Annotated in this window: 11 protein-coding genes; 10 read left to right on the top strand and 1 reads right to left on the bottom strand. The window is 57.0% G+C overall.

Going from position 1 to position 14,138, the window contains the following annotated elements; all coding sequences use genetic code 11:
• Positions 1 to 8: 8 nt before the first annotated feature.
• Positions 9 to 1,034, bottom strand: coding sequence for an aminoglycoside phosphotransferase family protein (locus tag AC1MEE_RS28035; protein ID WP_480412717.1), 1,026 nt, complete (start codon positions 1,032 to 1,034; stop codon positions 9 to 11).
• A 130-nt stretch (positions 1,035 to 1,164) separates the two neighbouring features.
• Here AC1MEE_RS28035 and AC1MEE_RS28030 point away from each other — a divergent pair, with 130 nt between their 5' ends.
• The 10 genes from AC1MEE_RS28030 (at position 1,165) to AC1MEE_RS27985 (ending at position 14,072) form a co-directional block, all read left to right on the top strand.
• Positions 1,165 to 3,966 carry an LPS-assembly protein LptD gene (locus tag AC1MEE_RS28030; protein WP_480412716.1) on the top strand — a complete coding sequence of 934 codons (2,802 nt, stop codon included), beginning with the start codon at positions 1,165 to 1,167 and terminating at the stop codon, positions 3,964 to 3,966.
• Positions 3,947 to 5,287 (top strand): peptidylprolyl isomerase, encoded by a 1,341-nt coding sequence (locus tag AC1MEE_RS28025; RefSeq protein WP_480412715.1) that lies wholly within the window; start codon positions 3,947 to 3,949, stop codon positions 5,285 to 5,287. Before AC1MEE_RS28030 ends, AC1MEE_RS28025 begins: the two co-directional genes overlap by 20 nt.
• Positions 5,284 to 6,270: a 4-hydroxythreonine-4-phosphate dehydrogenase PdxA gene (gene pdxA / locus AC1MEE_RS28020; protein ID WP_480412714.1), complete on the top strand. Its 987-nt coding sequence runs from the start codon at positions 5,284 to 5,286 to the stop codon at positions 6,268 to 6,270. The genes AC1MEE_RS28025 and pdxA overlap by 4 nt, the downstream gene beginning before the upstream one ends.
• Positions 6,270 to 7,076, top strand: a complete 807-nt coding sequence (gene rsmA, locus AC1MEE_RS28015; protein ID WP_480412713.1) for a 16S rRNA (adenine(1518)-N(6)/adenine(1519)-N(6))-dimethyltransferase RsmA — start codon at positions 6,270 to 6,272, stop codon at positions 7,074 to 7,076. Before pdxA ends, rsmA begins: the two co-directional genes overlap by 1 nt.
• A gap of 143 nt (positions 7,077 to 7,219) precedes the next feature.
• Positions 7,220 to 7,600, top strand: coding sequence for a Co2+/Mg2+ efflux protein ApaG (apaG, locus tag AC1MEE_RS28010; protein WP_480412712.1), 381 nt, complete (start codon positions 7,220 to 7,222; stop codon positions 7,598 to 7,600).
• Positions 7,600 to 8,481, top strand: coding sequence for a symmetrical bis(5'-nucleosyl)-tetraphosphatase (locus AC1MEE_RS28005; RefSeq protein ID WP_480412711.1), 882 nt, complete (start codon positions 7,600 to 7,602; stop codon positions 8,479 to 8,481). The genes apaG and AC1MEE_RS28005 overlap by 1 nt, the downstream gene beginning before the upstream one ends.
• Before the next feature lie 37 nt (positions 8,482 to 8,518).
• Complete coding sequence (gene glpE / locus AC1MEE_RS28000; protein WP_480412710.1) at positions 8,519 to 8,848, top strand: thiosulfate sulfurtransferase GlpE; 330 nt, start codon at positions 8,519 to 8,521, stop codon at positions 8,846 to 8,848.
• A 280-nt stretch (positions 8,849 to 9,128) separates the two neighbouring features.
• Positions 9,129 to 11,051, top strand: coding sequence for a PrkA family serine protein kinase (locus AC1MEE_RS27995; RefSeq protein WP_480412709.1), 1,923 nt, complete (start codon positions 9,129 to 9,131; stop codon positions 11,049 to 11,051).
• Between the two features lie 190 nt (positions 11,052 to 11,241).
• Positions 11,242 to 12,513: a YeaH/YhbH family protein gene (locus tag AC1MEE_RS27990; RefSeq protein WP_480412708.1), complete on the top strand. Its 1,272-nt coding sequence runs from the start codon at positions 11,242 to 11,244 to the stop codon at positions 12,511 to 12,513.
• Positions 12,510 to 14,072 (top strand): SpoVR family protein, encoded by a 1,563-nt coding sequence (locus tag AC1MEE_RS27985; RefSeq protein ID WP_480412707.1) that lies wholly within the window; start codon positions 12,510 to 12,512, stop codon positions 14,070 to 14,072. Before AC1MEE_RS27990 ends, AC1MEE_RS27985 begins: the two co-directional genes overlap by 4 nt.
• Positions 14,073 to 14,138: the final 66 nt, after the last annotated feature.

Raw genomic sequence — 14,138 nt, 5'->3', positions numbered from 1 at the left:
CGTCATCTTCATACAACAGCTCCAACAGGTTGACGCAGGCTTGCCAGTAACTCACCCAGCTCAGCCAGCTCCGGTCGCCGCGCCAATACTGCTTCTATATAGGCGAAGAAACGTGGCACATCGGCCAGGTAGCGGGGTTTGCCGTCACGGTGGCAAATACGCGCAAAAATACCGATCACTTTCAAATGCCGCTGCACGCCCATCAAATCACTGGCCCGCAAAAAATCTTCAAACTCCGCCTGCACCGGGATACCTAGCTTGGCAGCCGTCTGCCAATAGGTGAACAACCAGCCGCGCACGCGTTCTTCGGGCCAGCTCAGGAATGCATCCTTGAACAAGCAAGTCACGTCGTAAGTCACCGGCCCGTACACCGCATCCTGAAAGTCCAGCACGCCAGGATTGGGCTCGCTGTGCATCAGGTTGCGGGGCATATAGTCGCGATGCACCAATACTTTGGGTTGCGCCAGCGCACTGTCGATCAACAGATCGCTGACCCGCTGCCACATCGCCAGTTGCGCTTGATCCATCTCGATACCCAGGTGACGACGTACATACCACTCAGGAAAGAGTTCAAGCTCGCGACGCAACAGCGCTACGTCATAACTGGGCAGCGGCGCGTCCATCGGCAATTGCTGATAAGCCAGCAACGCGTCGAGTGCGTCGGTGAACAATGCGTCGGCGTTCTCGGCATCAATCACGTCGAGGTAGGTCTTACGACCCAGGTCATTGAGCAGAAGAAAGCCTTGCGTCAGGTCTTCGGCATAAATTTTCGGAACATTAATTCCTGATTTATTTAATAAATGTGCGATATCCACGAAGGGTTTGCAGTTTTCCTGGGGGGGAGGCGCATCCATGACAATAAAACTTCGACCTGCGCCTTCCCAGCGAAAATACCGCCGAAAACTGGCATCACTACTGGCCGCGGTCAACGTGGCCGGGGGTACGGCACCCCAGCCTTGAGCCGCGAACAGCTCTGGTAATTGCTCATTGAGCCAAACTTTCAGGTGTTGCAAGCGTACATCTTGATCTGGCATTGCAAGGGTCTCCGACGGCGCTAGCCGTCAAGCGGGTCATGCTTTATTATCCGACATCTTTTTCAGCCCATCGAGAGGCGTGCGGGCCCCCCCGCGGGCAGATGGCGCGCAGGAAGCCCGGACTAATAAGATGGCATTGAAATCCCCCGCGTTCCGTAAAAAATTTCCGTTGCTCGTGACCGGCAGTTTGCTGGCGATGCAACCTCTAGCCACTCAGTTCGTGGTTGCCGCGGAACAGTATGACTGCTCAGTCTCTGCTTCGGGCACCTGGGATTGCGCGCCGAAAGCCAACGCTGCCCAACTGCCGCCGCGCCCCGTGCATAACACGGATGCTGCCAGTTCGAACGGCCAAAGCGCTCCGGACAGCGGCTCCAATGGCGGCGAAAAAGCCGCCACCACCACGCTGGTCACCCAAGCCAAAGGCCGCGGCCTGAAGTCGCGTAGTGCTGACTACAGTCACCTGGACTGGGTTCCCCGGGAGCAACTCACCCCTGCACAAATGGCCGAAACCGGCCCTTATTGCTCGGGAGCGTACGTCGAGCCGATCCGTCCGGGCATGAATGACACGACGAAGATGAGCGACGCGCCGATGTTCGTCGGTGCCAAGGCCTCTCGTTACGAGCAGGAAGCACAGGTGGCAACGCTGGCCGGTGACGTTGTATTGCGTCAGGGCAGCATGCAGGTCCAGGCTGACGAAGCCAGCCTGCATCAGGCAGAAAACCGTGGCGAGCTCAACGGCAATGTCCGTCTGCGCCAGAACGGCGCCCTGATCGTGGGTGACCACGCCGACCTGCAACTCGATACCGGTGAAGCTCAGGTCGACAACGCCGAATACGTGATGCACAAGTCCAATGTTCGCGGTAGCGCTCTGTACGCCAAGCGTGCCGAGAATGCGATCATTCGACTCAAGGACGGCACATACACCACCTGCGAACCGAGCAGCAACGCCTGGGAAATCAAGGGCAACAACATCACCCTGAACCCGGCCACCGGTTTCGGTACCGGGACCAACGTCACGTTGCGGGTCAAAGACATACCGGTCTTCTACACCCCGTACATTTACTTCCCGATCGATAGCCGTCGTCAGTCCGGTTTCCTGCCACCGACCATCGGCACCGGCACCAAAACCGGCCTGATGCTGGTCACCCCGTACTACTTCAACCTGGCACCGAACTACGATGCCACGCTGTATCCGCGCTACATGAGCAAACGCGGCTTGTTGATGGAAGGTGAGGTCCGCTACCTGACCCAATCAAGCGAAGGGCAATTCGGCGGTGCGTTCCTCAACGATGAGGACAAAGATCGCAAGCTGCAGACGGACGCCAAAGACACACGCTGGATGATCAACTGGCAGCACAAGGGCGGCCTGGATTCGCGCCTGATGACCCAGGTCGACTACACCGACATCAGCGATCCGTACTACTTCCAGGATCTGGAGAGCGACCAGATTGGTATCCAGGCCCGCGATTACGTCAATCAGCAAGGCTCTGTGTCATGGCGCGGCGATACCTATACCGCTCGATTGAACCTGCAGGCTTACAAGCTGGCGACTGTTGCGGATATCACCCCGTATAACCGTCTGCCGCAAATCACCTTCAATGGTGCGTTGCCGTATCATCCGGGCGGGTTGAATTTCGCTTACGAGACCGAAGCCGTACGATTTGACCGGAGTTTGAAGACCGGCGATTTTATCGACGAGAATGGTCTAAGTAGTCCGCGGCTCGATACAAACGTCACAGGCCTTGCTCGTGCGAACGGTGACCGCCTCAATCTTGCGCCATCGATGAGCTTGCCGATGAACTCGACCTACGGGTTCGTCACACCGAAGCTCAAGTACGTCTACACCCAATATGATCTGAACCTGGACAACCTCGGCAAGCAACAAATCGCGGCCGAAGACAGCGCAACTCAAGCTCTAAACGGAACGTTCAACAGCTCTCAAGATCGTGCCGTGCCGATCTTCAGCGTCGACAGCGGCCTGTACTTCGACAGAAATACCCAGTGGTTCGGCAAAGACTACCGTCAGACGCTGGAGCCGCGCCTGTTCTATCTTTATGTACCGTATAAAAATCAGAACGACATCCCTGTTTTCGACACAAGTGAAACCACCTTCAACTATGCCTCTCTGTTCCGCGACAACCGTTTCGTGGGCTCAGATCGTATCGGTGACGAGAACAAGCTGTCGCTGGGTATCACCAACCGCTGGATTGAAGACAACGGCTTTGAACGCCAACGCTTCAGCATCGGCCAGGCGGTGTACTTCCAGGATCGCAAGGTACAACTGCCAGGCATCGACTTCAGCACCCGCAAGGATGCTCAGGCGAGCGTCTCGCCTTACGCCCTGGAGTACGAATACCGCTTCAACCGCGACTGGCGCGCGTCGTCCGACTTCAACTGGGATCCGGACAGCCGCAAAACCCGCTCTGGCAGCGCGATGATGCACTACCAGCCTGAAGACGAACCCGGCAAGATCATCAACCTCGGTTACCGCTACCGTAATGACCTGGTCCGTTATGACCAGACCACCGGTAAGTGGAGCGTTGGCGGTGGCGACTACGGCACACCAGGCACACCGGGCTTCGTGAAGGATTACTACAAAATCCAGCAACACGACTTCTCGGTCATCTGGCCAATCGTGCCGCAGTGGAGCGCGATCAGCCGTTGGCAGTACGATTACAACCGCAACCGCACCCTCGAGGCCTTCGGTGGCTTCGAATATGACAACTGCTGCTGGAAGCTGCGTCTGATCAACCGTTACTGGGTCAGCTATGACGAGTTCAGCCAACAAGCGCCTCAGAACGAAAAAGGCGACCACGGCATTTTCTTACAAATTGTGTTGAAGGGACTTGGTGGCGTTACTGGCTCCAAAGTTGAAGGCTTCCTCGACAAAGGCATTCAGGGTTATCAAGAACGTGAAGACAAAGCTTTCTAATTACCTGCGCCCACTCATGTTGGGCGCGTTACTCCTGGGCACCGCGGCGCACGCTGAGGTGCGGTCCCTCGACAAGGTCGTGGCCATCGTCGACAACGACGTGATCATGCAAAGCCAACTGGATCAACGGGTCAGAGAGGTACAGCAGACCATCGCCAAGCGTGGCGGGGGCCAGCCGCCTGCCAGCGTGTTGGAGCAGCAAGTGCTGGAACGCCTGATCGTGGAGAACCTGCAGCTGCAAATCGGTGATCGCTCCGGCATTCGTATCACTGATGAAGAGCTGAACCAGGCCATCGGCACCATTGCTCAGCGCAACAACATGAGCGTGGATCAATTCCGCGCCGCGCTGACCCATGACGGCTTGTCCTACAACGACGCTCGCGATCAGGTCCGCCGGGAAATGATCATCAGCCGGGTGCGTCAGCGCCGGGTTGCTGAACGTATTCAGGTGACGGAACAGGAAGTGAAGAACTTCCTCGCCTCCGACATGGGCAAGATGCAGATGTCCGAGGAATATCACCTGGCTAACATTCTGATCGCCACACCCGACAGCGCTTCTTCGGAGGCGATTCAGGCCGCGGCGCGTCAGGCTCAGGAGATTTACCAGCAGCTCAAGCAAGGTGCTGACTTCGCTCAGTTGGCCATTGCCAAATCCAAAAGTGACAACGCTCTGGATGGCGGCGATATGGGCTGGCGTAAAGCCGCGCAATTGCCACCGCCGTTCGATAGCATGCTTAGCACCATGGCACTTGGCGATATAACCCCGCCTACACGCACTCCCGGCGGCTTCATTATTTTGAAGCTGGTGGAGAAGCATGGAGGTCAGGGCCAGGCGCAAATGAAAGACGAAGTGCATGTACGCCATATCCTGATCAAACCAAACGCAATCCGCAGCGAAGACGAGACGCATCGTCTGGCCGACCGCTTGTATGAGCGCATCAAAAACGGCGAAGACTTTAGCGCACTGGCGAAAAGCTACTCCGAAGATCCTGGCTCGGCGCTCAACGGTGGCGACCTGAACTGGGTTGATCCGAACCAATTGGTACCAGAGTTCCGCGCCGTCATGGCTGATACTTCCGCCGGTGAGCTGTCCAAACCGTTTAAAAGCCCTTACGGCTGGCATGTTCTGGAAGTCCTTGGCCGCCGCGCGACTGACAGCAGTGGTGCCGCTCGCGAAGAGCAAGCCAAAACCGCGCTGCGTAACCGTAAATACGATGAAGAGCTGCAAACCTGGCTGCGTCAGATCCGCGACGAGGCCTACGTTGAAATCAAGCTCCCTGGCGCTCAACAGCCCGACCAGGCTGACCAGGTTGTAAAGTGAAACCACAGCGCTTCGCTCTGACACCCGGCGAGCCGGCCGGTATAGGTCCTGACCTGTGCCTGCTGCTCGCCTCACAACCTCAGCCGCACCCTCTGATTGCCATTACCAGCCGCGACCTGCTCCTCGAGCGGGCCGCGCTGCTGGGTGTGGCCGTCAATCTGCTACTGGTGACGCCCGATACCTGGCCAGACCTGCCCGCCCCGGCTGGCAGCCTGTACGTGTGGGATACGCCGTTGCAAGTCGCCGTGACCGCAGGCCAGCTGGACAAGGCCAATGCCGCCTTTGTGCTGCAGACCTTGACCCGTGCCGGACAGGGTTGTATCGATGGCGACTTTGCAGGGATGATTACCGCGCCGGTGCACAAGGGTGTGATCAACGAATCCGGCATCGCTTTTTCAGGCCACACCGAATTTCTAGCCGAGCTGACTCACACCGAACAGGTGGTGATGATGCTCGCCACAGGCGACTTGCGCGTGGCACTGGTGACCACTCACCTGCCGCTGCGTGACGTCGCCGATGCAATCACGCCGGAGCGCCTGGAGCGCGTCACACGGATCCTGCATGCCGACCTGGTCAACAAGTTCGGCATCGCCCAGCCACGCATCCTGGTCTGCGGGCTCAACCCCCACGCCGGAGAAAGTGGGCATCTGGGCCACGAAGAAATCGACATCATCGAACCTACTCTGGAGCGCCTGCGCAGTGAGGGCCTGGATTTACGTGGCCCGCTGCCTGCCGACACTCTGTTTACCCCCAAATATCTGGAGCACTGCGATGCAGTGCTGGCGATGTACCACGACCAGGGGCTGCCCGTACTGAAATACAAAGGTTTCGGCGCCGCAGTCAACGTGACCCTCGGCCTGCCGATCATCCGCACGTCAGTCGATCATGGCACCGCGCTGGATCTGGCGGGCAGCGGCAAAATCGACACCGGCAGCCTGAAGGTCGCCCTGGAAACCGCCTACCAGATGGCCGAGACTCATTAATGACCGAGCAATTCCAACACAAGGCGCGCAAGCGCTTCGGGCAAAACTTCCTGCACGACGCTGGCGTGATCGACAAAATCCTGCGTGCTATTCGTGCCCGTCCGGAAGATCGCCTGCTGGAAATCGGCCCGGGCCAGGGCGCCCTGACTGAGGGTCTGCTCAACAGCAACGCGCAACTGGACGTGGTCGAGCTGGACAAGGACTTGATCCCGATCCTCATCCATCAATTCGGCAGCAAGCCCAATTTCAATCTGCATCAAGGCGACGCGCTGAAGTTCGACTTCACCAGCCTGAACGCCCCACCGAACAGCCTGCGAGTAGTGGGCAACCTGCCTTACAACATCTCCACGCCGCTGATCTTCCATCTGCTGCAGAACGCCAGCCTGATCCGCGACATGCACTTCATGCTGCAAAAGGAAGTGGTCCAGCGTCTCGCCGCCGGCCCCGGTGGTGGTGATTATGGTCGCCTGTCGATCATGGTTCAGTACCATTGCCGCGTCGAACACCTGTTCAACGTCGGGCCAGGCGCGTTCAACCCGCCACCCAAAGTCGATTCGGCGATTGTCCGCCTGGTGCCACACGAAACCCTGCCGCACCCGGCCAAGGATCATCGCCTACTTGAACGCGTCGTGCGCGAAGCATTCAACCAGCGCCGCAAGACACTGCGCAATACGCTCAAAGCCTTGCTCAGCAGCGACGAGATCACTGCCGCTGGCGTCGATGGCAGCCTTCGCCCCGAGCAACTGGACCTTGCTGCCTTCGTCCGTCTGGCGGACAAACTGAGTGAACAACCCAGCGCCGAGTAAAGTGGCGGGGCATGCCTGAGGAAGACGACCGTTCAATGCAGGCATACAGCCTGCAGTATTGGTTTTTTTCCTCCCAAATGCCCTAGACTGAATTTCACCGGTATTGTCCGGCTTTTTCCGCGTTTGCTTTTAAGGCCTATTGCATGTCCGATCCCCGTTATCAGGTCGACGTCAGCGTCGTTACTCGCTTTCTTGTAGAACAGTCGCAACCCGAGCAGAACCGTTTCGCTTTCGCGTATACCGTCACGGTGCACAACAGTGGCGAGTTGCCGGCCAAACTGCTCTCCCGGCATTGGGTGATCACCGATGGTGATGGCCATGTCGAGGAAGTCCGTGGCGATGGTGTGGTTGGTCAGCAACCACTGATCAAAGCCGGGCAAAGCCATACCTATAGCAGCGGCACGGTCATGACGACGAAAGTCGGCAACATGCAGGGCAGCTATCAAATGCTTGCCGAAGACGGCAAACGCTTCGACGCCGTAATTGCCCCCTTCCGCCTGGCGGTGCCCGGAGCCCTGCACTGATGGCAGTGTATGCCGTCGGCGATCTGCAAGGCTGCCTGGAACCACTGCAATGCCTGCTCGAACATGTCGCCTTCGACCCGAGCAAAGACCGGCTATGGCTGGTGGGGGATCTGGTCAATCGCGGCCCACAGTCGCTAGAAACCCTGCGCTTCTTGTACGGCATTCGCGATTCTCTGGTGTGCGTTCTGGGCAACCATGACCTGCATCTGCTCGCCACCGCTCGCAATATCGAACGTCTGAAGAAACACGACACGCTGCGCGAAGTGCTCGAAGCGCCTGATTGCGACCAGTTGCTTGAATGGCTGCGCCAGCAAAAGCTCATGCATTACGACGCCGAACGCGCTATCGCCATGGTTCACGCCGGCATCCCGCCCCAGTGGACACTGAAAAAAGCGCTCAAGTACGCCAGCGAAGTCGAAGACGCATTGCGTGACGACAACCTGTTCGAACCCTTCCTCGATGGCATGTACGGCAATGAACCGACCAAGTGGGACAAAGACCTGCACGGCGTGACGCGGCTACGGGTGATTACCAACTATTTCACCCGCATGCGCTTCTGCACCAGCGACGGCAAGCTCGACCTCAAAGGCAAGGAAGGCGTAGAAACCGCCCTGCCCGGCTACGCCCCCTGGTTCAGTCATAGCGACCGCAAGACCAAAGGCCTGAAGATCATCTTCGGTCACTGGGCGGCGCTTGAGGGCAAATGCACCGAACCCGGCATGTTTGCGCTCGACACCGGCTGTGTCTGGGGCGGCGCCATGACCTTGCTTGACGTCGACAGCGGCGAGCTGCATCGCTGTGATTGCGATAATAAAGGCTTGGCCGACGCCAACCCTGTTTCAATGGCGCGTGCCGGCATACAAACCGCCGCCAAGCGTTAGAATCCACTTTTCAGCCAAGCCCCAAGGAGCCCAGTCCATGACCGAGTTCAAACGCATCCCTCCAGCGCAGGCCCACTCCCTGCGCGAACAAGGTGCCGTGCTGGTCGACGTACGCGACCCACAGACATTTGCTGCCCATCACATCCCTGGCTCGCAACATCTGGACAACCACTCCATCGCCGACTTCATTGCCAAAGCCGATCTGGACAAGCCACTGGTTGTGGTCTGCTATCACGGCAATTCCAGCCAAAGCGCCGCAGCCTATCTTGTGGGCCAGGGCTTCTCGGACGTTTACAGCATGGATGGCGGTTTCGAACTGTGGCGCAACACCTATCCGGACGAAACCGCCCAAGGCATCCCGGAATAATTTTTTTTACATGGGGCGATCCCGCGCCCTGTGCGGGCTCGCGCCCCAAACTGACGAACGGTCAGCCCGACTTATCAATCAATACTCCTTGATCTCTGCGATTCCGAACTATCCTTAGCCCTAGGCCATCCAAATCAGGGGAGAGCCGGTACACCGGCGCGTGGGTCATCGGTAGTAATTTTATGGTGTTCTGGGGGGTAAACAGCAGCTGGATTTCAGCTGCATGCCAGCATCGACTGACGATCCGCCGCCGGCTCCACGTATCGAGCGAGGTGACGTCATGAGTATTTTTAGCCACTTCCAACAACGCTTTGAATCGACACGCCAGGAAGAGTTCTCGCTACAGGAGTATCTGGAACTCTGCAAAAAAGAACGTAGCGCCTACGCCTCTGCCGCAGAACGTCTTCTGCTGGCCATTGGCGAGCCCGAGCTGCTCGACACGTCGGCCAACTCACGCTTATCCCGAATCTTCTCCAACAAGGTGATCCGTCGCTATCCGGCGTTCGAAGACTTCCATGGCATGGAAGAATGCATCGATCAGATCGTCTCGTACTTCCGCCACGCCGCGCAGGGCCTGGAGGAGAAGAAACAAATCCTCTATCTGCTCGGACCCGTGGGTGGCGGTAAATCCTCGCTGGCTGAAAAACTCAAACAGCTGATCGAAAAAGTGCCCTTCTACGCCATCAAGGGCTCACCGGTTTTCGAATCGCCACTCGGCCTGTTCAATGCGACCGAGGACGGCGCGATTCTCGAAGAAGACTTCGGCATTCCTCGACGTTACCTGAACACCATCATGTCGCCGTGGGCGACCAAACGTCTGGCTGAGTTCGGGGGCGACATCAGCCAGTTCCGCGTGGTCAAGCTGTATCCGTCCATCCTCAACCAGATCGCCGTGGCGAAAACCGAACCGGGCGACGAGAACAACCAGGACATCTCGGCACTGGTCGGCAAGGTCGATATCCGCAAGCTGGAAGAATTCCCACAGAACGACGCCGATGCCTATAGCTACTCAGGAGCACTCTGCCGGTCCAACCAGGGCCTGATGGAATTCGTCGAAATGTTCAAGGCGCCGATCAAGGTCTTGCACCCGTTGCTCACCGCCACTCAGGAAGGTAACTACAACAGCACCGAGGGTCTGGGCTCGATCCCCTTCACCGGCATCCTGCTGGCCCACTCCAACGAGTCGGAATGGCACAGCTTCCGCAACAACAAGAACAACGAAGCCTTCATCGACCGGATCTACATCGTCAAAGTGCCGTACTGCGTGCGGGTTAGCGATGAGGTCAAAATCTACGACAAGCTGCTCTTCAACAGCTCTCTGGCCAAAGCTCACTGCGCGCCCGACACTCTGAAAATGCTGGCGCAGTTCACCGTGCTGTCGCGTCTCAAAGAGCCAGAAAACTCGAACATCTACTCGAAGATGCGGGTGTATGACGGCGAAAACCTTAAAGACACCGACCCGAAAGCCAAATCAATTCAGGAATACCGTGACAATGCCGGTGTCGATGAAGGAATGAACGGTCTGTCGACACGTTTCGCGTTCAAGATTCTGTCGAAAGTATTCAACTTCGACCCCCATGAAATCGCCGCCAACCCGGTTCACCTGCTGTACGTGTTGGAACAGCAGATTGAGCAAGAGCAATTCCAGGCCGAAGTTCGTGAGCGTTATCTGCGCTTCATCAAAGAATACCTGGCGCCGCGCTACATCGAGTTTATCGGCAAGGAAATCCAGACTGCCTACCTCGAGTCTTACAGCGAATACGGCCAGAACATCTTCGATCGCTACGTGCTTTACGCAGATTTCTGGATTCAGGATCAGGAATACCGAGATCCGGAAACCGGCGAAATCCTCAACCGCGTCGCGCTGAACGAGGAACTGGAAAAAATCGAAAAACCGGCCGGCATCAGCAATCCGAAAGATTTCCGCAACGAGATCGTCAATTTCGTGTTGCGCGCCCGCGCCAATAACAACGGCAAAAATCCTACCTGGCTCAGCTACGAGAAGCTGCGGGTAGTCATCGAGAAGAAAATGTTCTCGAACACCGAGGACCTGCTGCCGGTCATTAGTTTCAACGCAAAAGCCAGCAAAGAGGATCAGCAGAAGCACAACGACTTCGTCACAAGGATGGTCGAGCGTGGTTACACTGACAAACAGGTACGACTGCTGTCCGAGTGGTATCTGCGGGTCAGAAAATCACAGTAGCCCGCTACCGGTTACACCGGTTGTCGTTAGCCGAGAGCCTGTGCCAGCTTTTTCTGCTACACAGGCTCCAAGAAGCTGTTTTAGAAATCGGCAGCGAGGCTCAGACAGAGCAAAAGTGGCTTACGCCCACACACTGCTCTAACCGCCCTGCCAGCTCGCCATTTTTCAAGACAGCTTCTAAGGAGCAGTCATGAGTTATGTGATCGACCGACGTCTCAATGGCAAGAACAAGAGCACGGTAAACCGCCAACGCTTTCTGCGGCGTTACCGTGATCACATAAAAAAAGCAGTCGAAGAAGCAGTTAGCCGCCGTTCCATTACCGATATGGAGCACGGCGAACAGATCAGCATTCCCGGGCGCGATATCGACGAACCGGTACTTCATCATGGTCGCGGCGGTAAACAGACCGTCGTTCATCCCGGCAACAAGGAATTCACCACTGGCGAGCATATCGCCCGTCCACAAGGGGGCGGCGGCGGTAAAGGGCCGGGCAAGGCCAGCAATTCAGGCGAAGGCATGGATGAGTTCGTCTTCCAGATCACTCAGGAAGAATTTCTGGAATTCATGTTCGAAGATCTCGAGTTGCCCAACCTGGTCAAACGCAACCTGACGGGCACCGACACCTACAAGACCGTGCGTGCAGGGATCAGCAACGAAGGCAATCCTTCACGGATCAATATCATCCGCACCCTGCGCTCAGCACATGCCCGGCGCATCGCGCTTTCTGGCAGCAGTCGCGCCAAACTGCGCGAAGCCGTCGATGAGCTGGAGCGCATGAAACGCGAAGAGCCCGATAACTTCGGCGATATTCAGGAACTGGAGGCCGAAATCGAGCGCCTCAAGGCCCGTATTTATCGGGTGCCTTACCTGGACACCTTCGACCTCAAATACAACCTGCTGATCAAACAACCCAATCCCAGCTCCAAGGCGGTCATGTTCTGCCTGATGGACGTCTCCGGCTCCATGACCCAGGCGACCAAGGACATCGCCAAGCGCTTCTTCATCCTGCTGTATCTGTTTCTCAAGCGTAACTACGAAAAGATCGAAGTCGTGTTCATTCGCCACCACACCAGCGCCCGCGAAGTCGACGAGGAAGAGTTCTTCTACTCCCGGGAAACCGGCGGCACCATCGTTTCGAGCGCGTTGAAAATGATGCAGGAAATCATGGTCGAGCGTTACCCGACCAATGAATGGAACATTTACGCGGCGCAGGCTTCGGACGGCGACAACTGGAACGATGATTCACCGATTTGCCGGGACATCCTGATCAAGCAGATCATGCCCTTCGTGCAGTACTACACTTACGTGGAGATTACCCCGCGTGAACATCAGGCACTGTGGTTCGAATACGAGCGCATCAACGAAGCCTTCCCCGATACGTTTGCCCAGCAACAGCTCGTCTCTGCCGGTGATATCTATCCGGTATTCCGTGAACTCTTCCAGCGCAGGTTAGTGACATGACCGCTAGAGAGCAGAAGCGCCAACCCCTGTCCACGGGTTCAGAGTGGACATTCGAACTGATCCAGGCCTACGACCGGGAAATCAGCCGCATTGCCGAGCGTTATGCCCTGGACACCTACCCCAACCAGATCGAGGTGATCACTGCCGAGCAGATGATGGACGCCTATGCCTCCGTCGGCATGCCGCTGGGTTATCACCATTGGTCCTACGGCAAACACTTCCTTAGCACCGAAAAATCCTACAGCCGCGGACAGATGGGGCTGGCTTACGAAATCGTCATCAACTCCGACCCCTGTATCGCTTACCTGATGGAAGAAAACACCATCTGCATGCAGGCGCTGGTCGTGGCGCACGCCTGTTACGGGCACAACAGCTTCTTCAAGGGTAACTACCTGTTCCGCACCTGGACCGATGCCAGCTCGATCATCGATTATCTGGTGTTCGCCAAGCAGTACATCATGCAGTGCGAGGAACGCCACGGCATCGACGCAGTAGAAGACCTGCTCGACTCCTGCCACGCGCTGATGAACTACGGCGTCGACCGCTACAAGCGTCCTTACCCGATATCCGCCGAAGAAGAACGCCGCCGGCAGAAAGACCGTGAAGAACATCTGCAGAAGCAGATCAACGATCTGTGGCGGACCATCCCGAAAGGCGCGGATAAAAACAGCGATAAGGACAACGCTCGCTTCCCCGTAGAGCCTCAGGAAAACATCCTCTACTTCATCGAGAAACACGCGCCGCTGCTGGAGCCCTGGCAACGTGAAGTGGTGCGGATCGTGCGCAAGATCGCTCAGTACTTCTATCCGCAACGCCAGACTCAGGTGATGAATGAAGGCTGGGCGACCTTCTGGCACTACACGCTGATGAACGACCTCTACGATGAAGGTCTGGTGACGGACGGTTTCATGATGGAGTTCCTGACATCACACACCAGCGTCGTCTATCAGCCGGGCTTCGACAGTCCGTATTACAGCGGCATCAACCCCTACACCCTGGGTTTTTCAATGTACCGGGATATCCGACGGATCTGCGAGCACCCCACTGATGAAGATCGCCACTGGTTCCCGGACATTGCCGGCAGTGATTGGCTGGCTACCCTCAAGTTCGCCATGAGCAGCTTCAAGGATGAGAGCTTCATCCTGCAATACCTGTCGCCCAAGGTGATTCGCGACCTGAAACTGTTCAGCATCATGGACGACGACCAGAAGGACGATCTGCTGGTTCCCGCCATCCACGACGAACCCGGCTACAAGACCATCCGTGAAACCTTGGCCGCGCAGTACAACCTGGGCAACCGCGAACCTAACGTGCAGATCTATAGCATCGACCGCCGCGGCGACCGCTCTCTGACCCTGCGCCACCAGCAGCACGACCGCAAACCTTTGGGAGACTCCACGGAAGAAGTGCTCAAGCACCTGCACCGCTTGTGGGGCTTCGATATTCATCTGGAGACCCTGCAAGGCGATCAGATAATGAAAACCCACCATGTCCCACCTAAAGGCGAACATGCCGATAGTGAATATCCCCGGCTCGATTTGGCGGTCATTCACCTTTAAGCCCTAATTGCCTTTAGACCTGGTCACCGTTTTCGGTTTTAACCTCCGTGAGTACGACGCAAGGGT

Source organism: Pseudomonas sp. ASL3 (assembly GCF_056680425.1).
This window is presented reverse-complemented; position numbering and strand designations above follow the sequence as displayed.

What these genes read in the sequence shown, in the direction of transcription:
- glpE (WP_480412710.1), top strand. Translation starts at nt 8,519, where the DNA reads ATGACCGAGTTCAAACGCATCCCTCCAGCGCAGGCCCACTCCCTGCGC.
- AC1MEE_RS28035 (WP_480412717.1), bottom strand. Translation starts at nt 1,034, where the DNA reads ATGCCAGATCAAGATGTACGCTTGCAACACCTGAAAGTTTGGCTCAAT.
- AC1MEE_RS28005 (WP_480412711.1), top strand. Translation starts at nt 7,600, where the DNA reads ATGGCAGTGTATGCCGTCGGCGATCTGCAAGGCTGCCTGGAACCACTG.
- apaG (WP_480412712.1), top strand. Translation starts at nt 7,220, where the DNA reads ATGTCCGATCCCCGTTATCAGGTCGACGTCAGCGTCGTTACTCGCTTT.
- rsmA (WP_480412713.1), top strand. Translation starts at nt 6,270, where the DNA reads ATGACCGAGCAATTCCAACACAAGGCGCGCAAGCGCTTCGGGCAAAAC.
- AC1MEE_RS28030 (WP_480412716.1), top strand. Translation starts at nt 1,165, where the DNA reads ATGGCATTGAAATCCCCCGCGTTCCGTAAAAAATTTCCGTTGCTCGTG.
- AC1MEE_RS27990 (WP_480412708.1), top strand. Translation starts at nt 11,242, where the DNA reads ATGAGTTATGTGATCGACCGACGTCTCAATGGCAAGAACAAGAGCACG.
- AC1MEE_RS27995 (WP_480412709.1), top strand. Translation starts at nt 9,129, where the DNA reads ATGAGTATTTTTAGCCACTTCCAACAACGCTTTGAATCGACACGCCAG.
- AC1MEE_RS27985 (WP_480412707.1), top strand. Translation starts at nt 12,510, where the DNA reads ATGACCGCTAGAGAGCAGAAGCGCCAACCCCTGTCCACGGGTTCAGAG.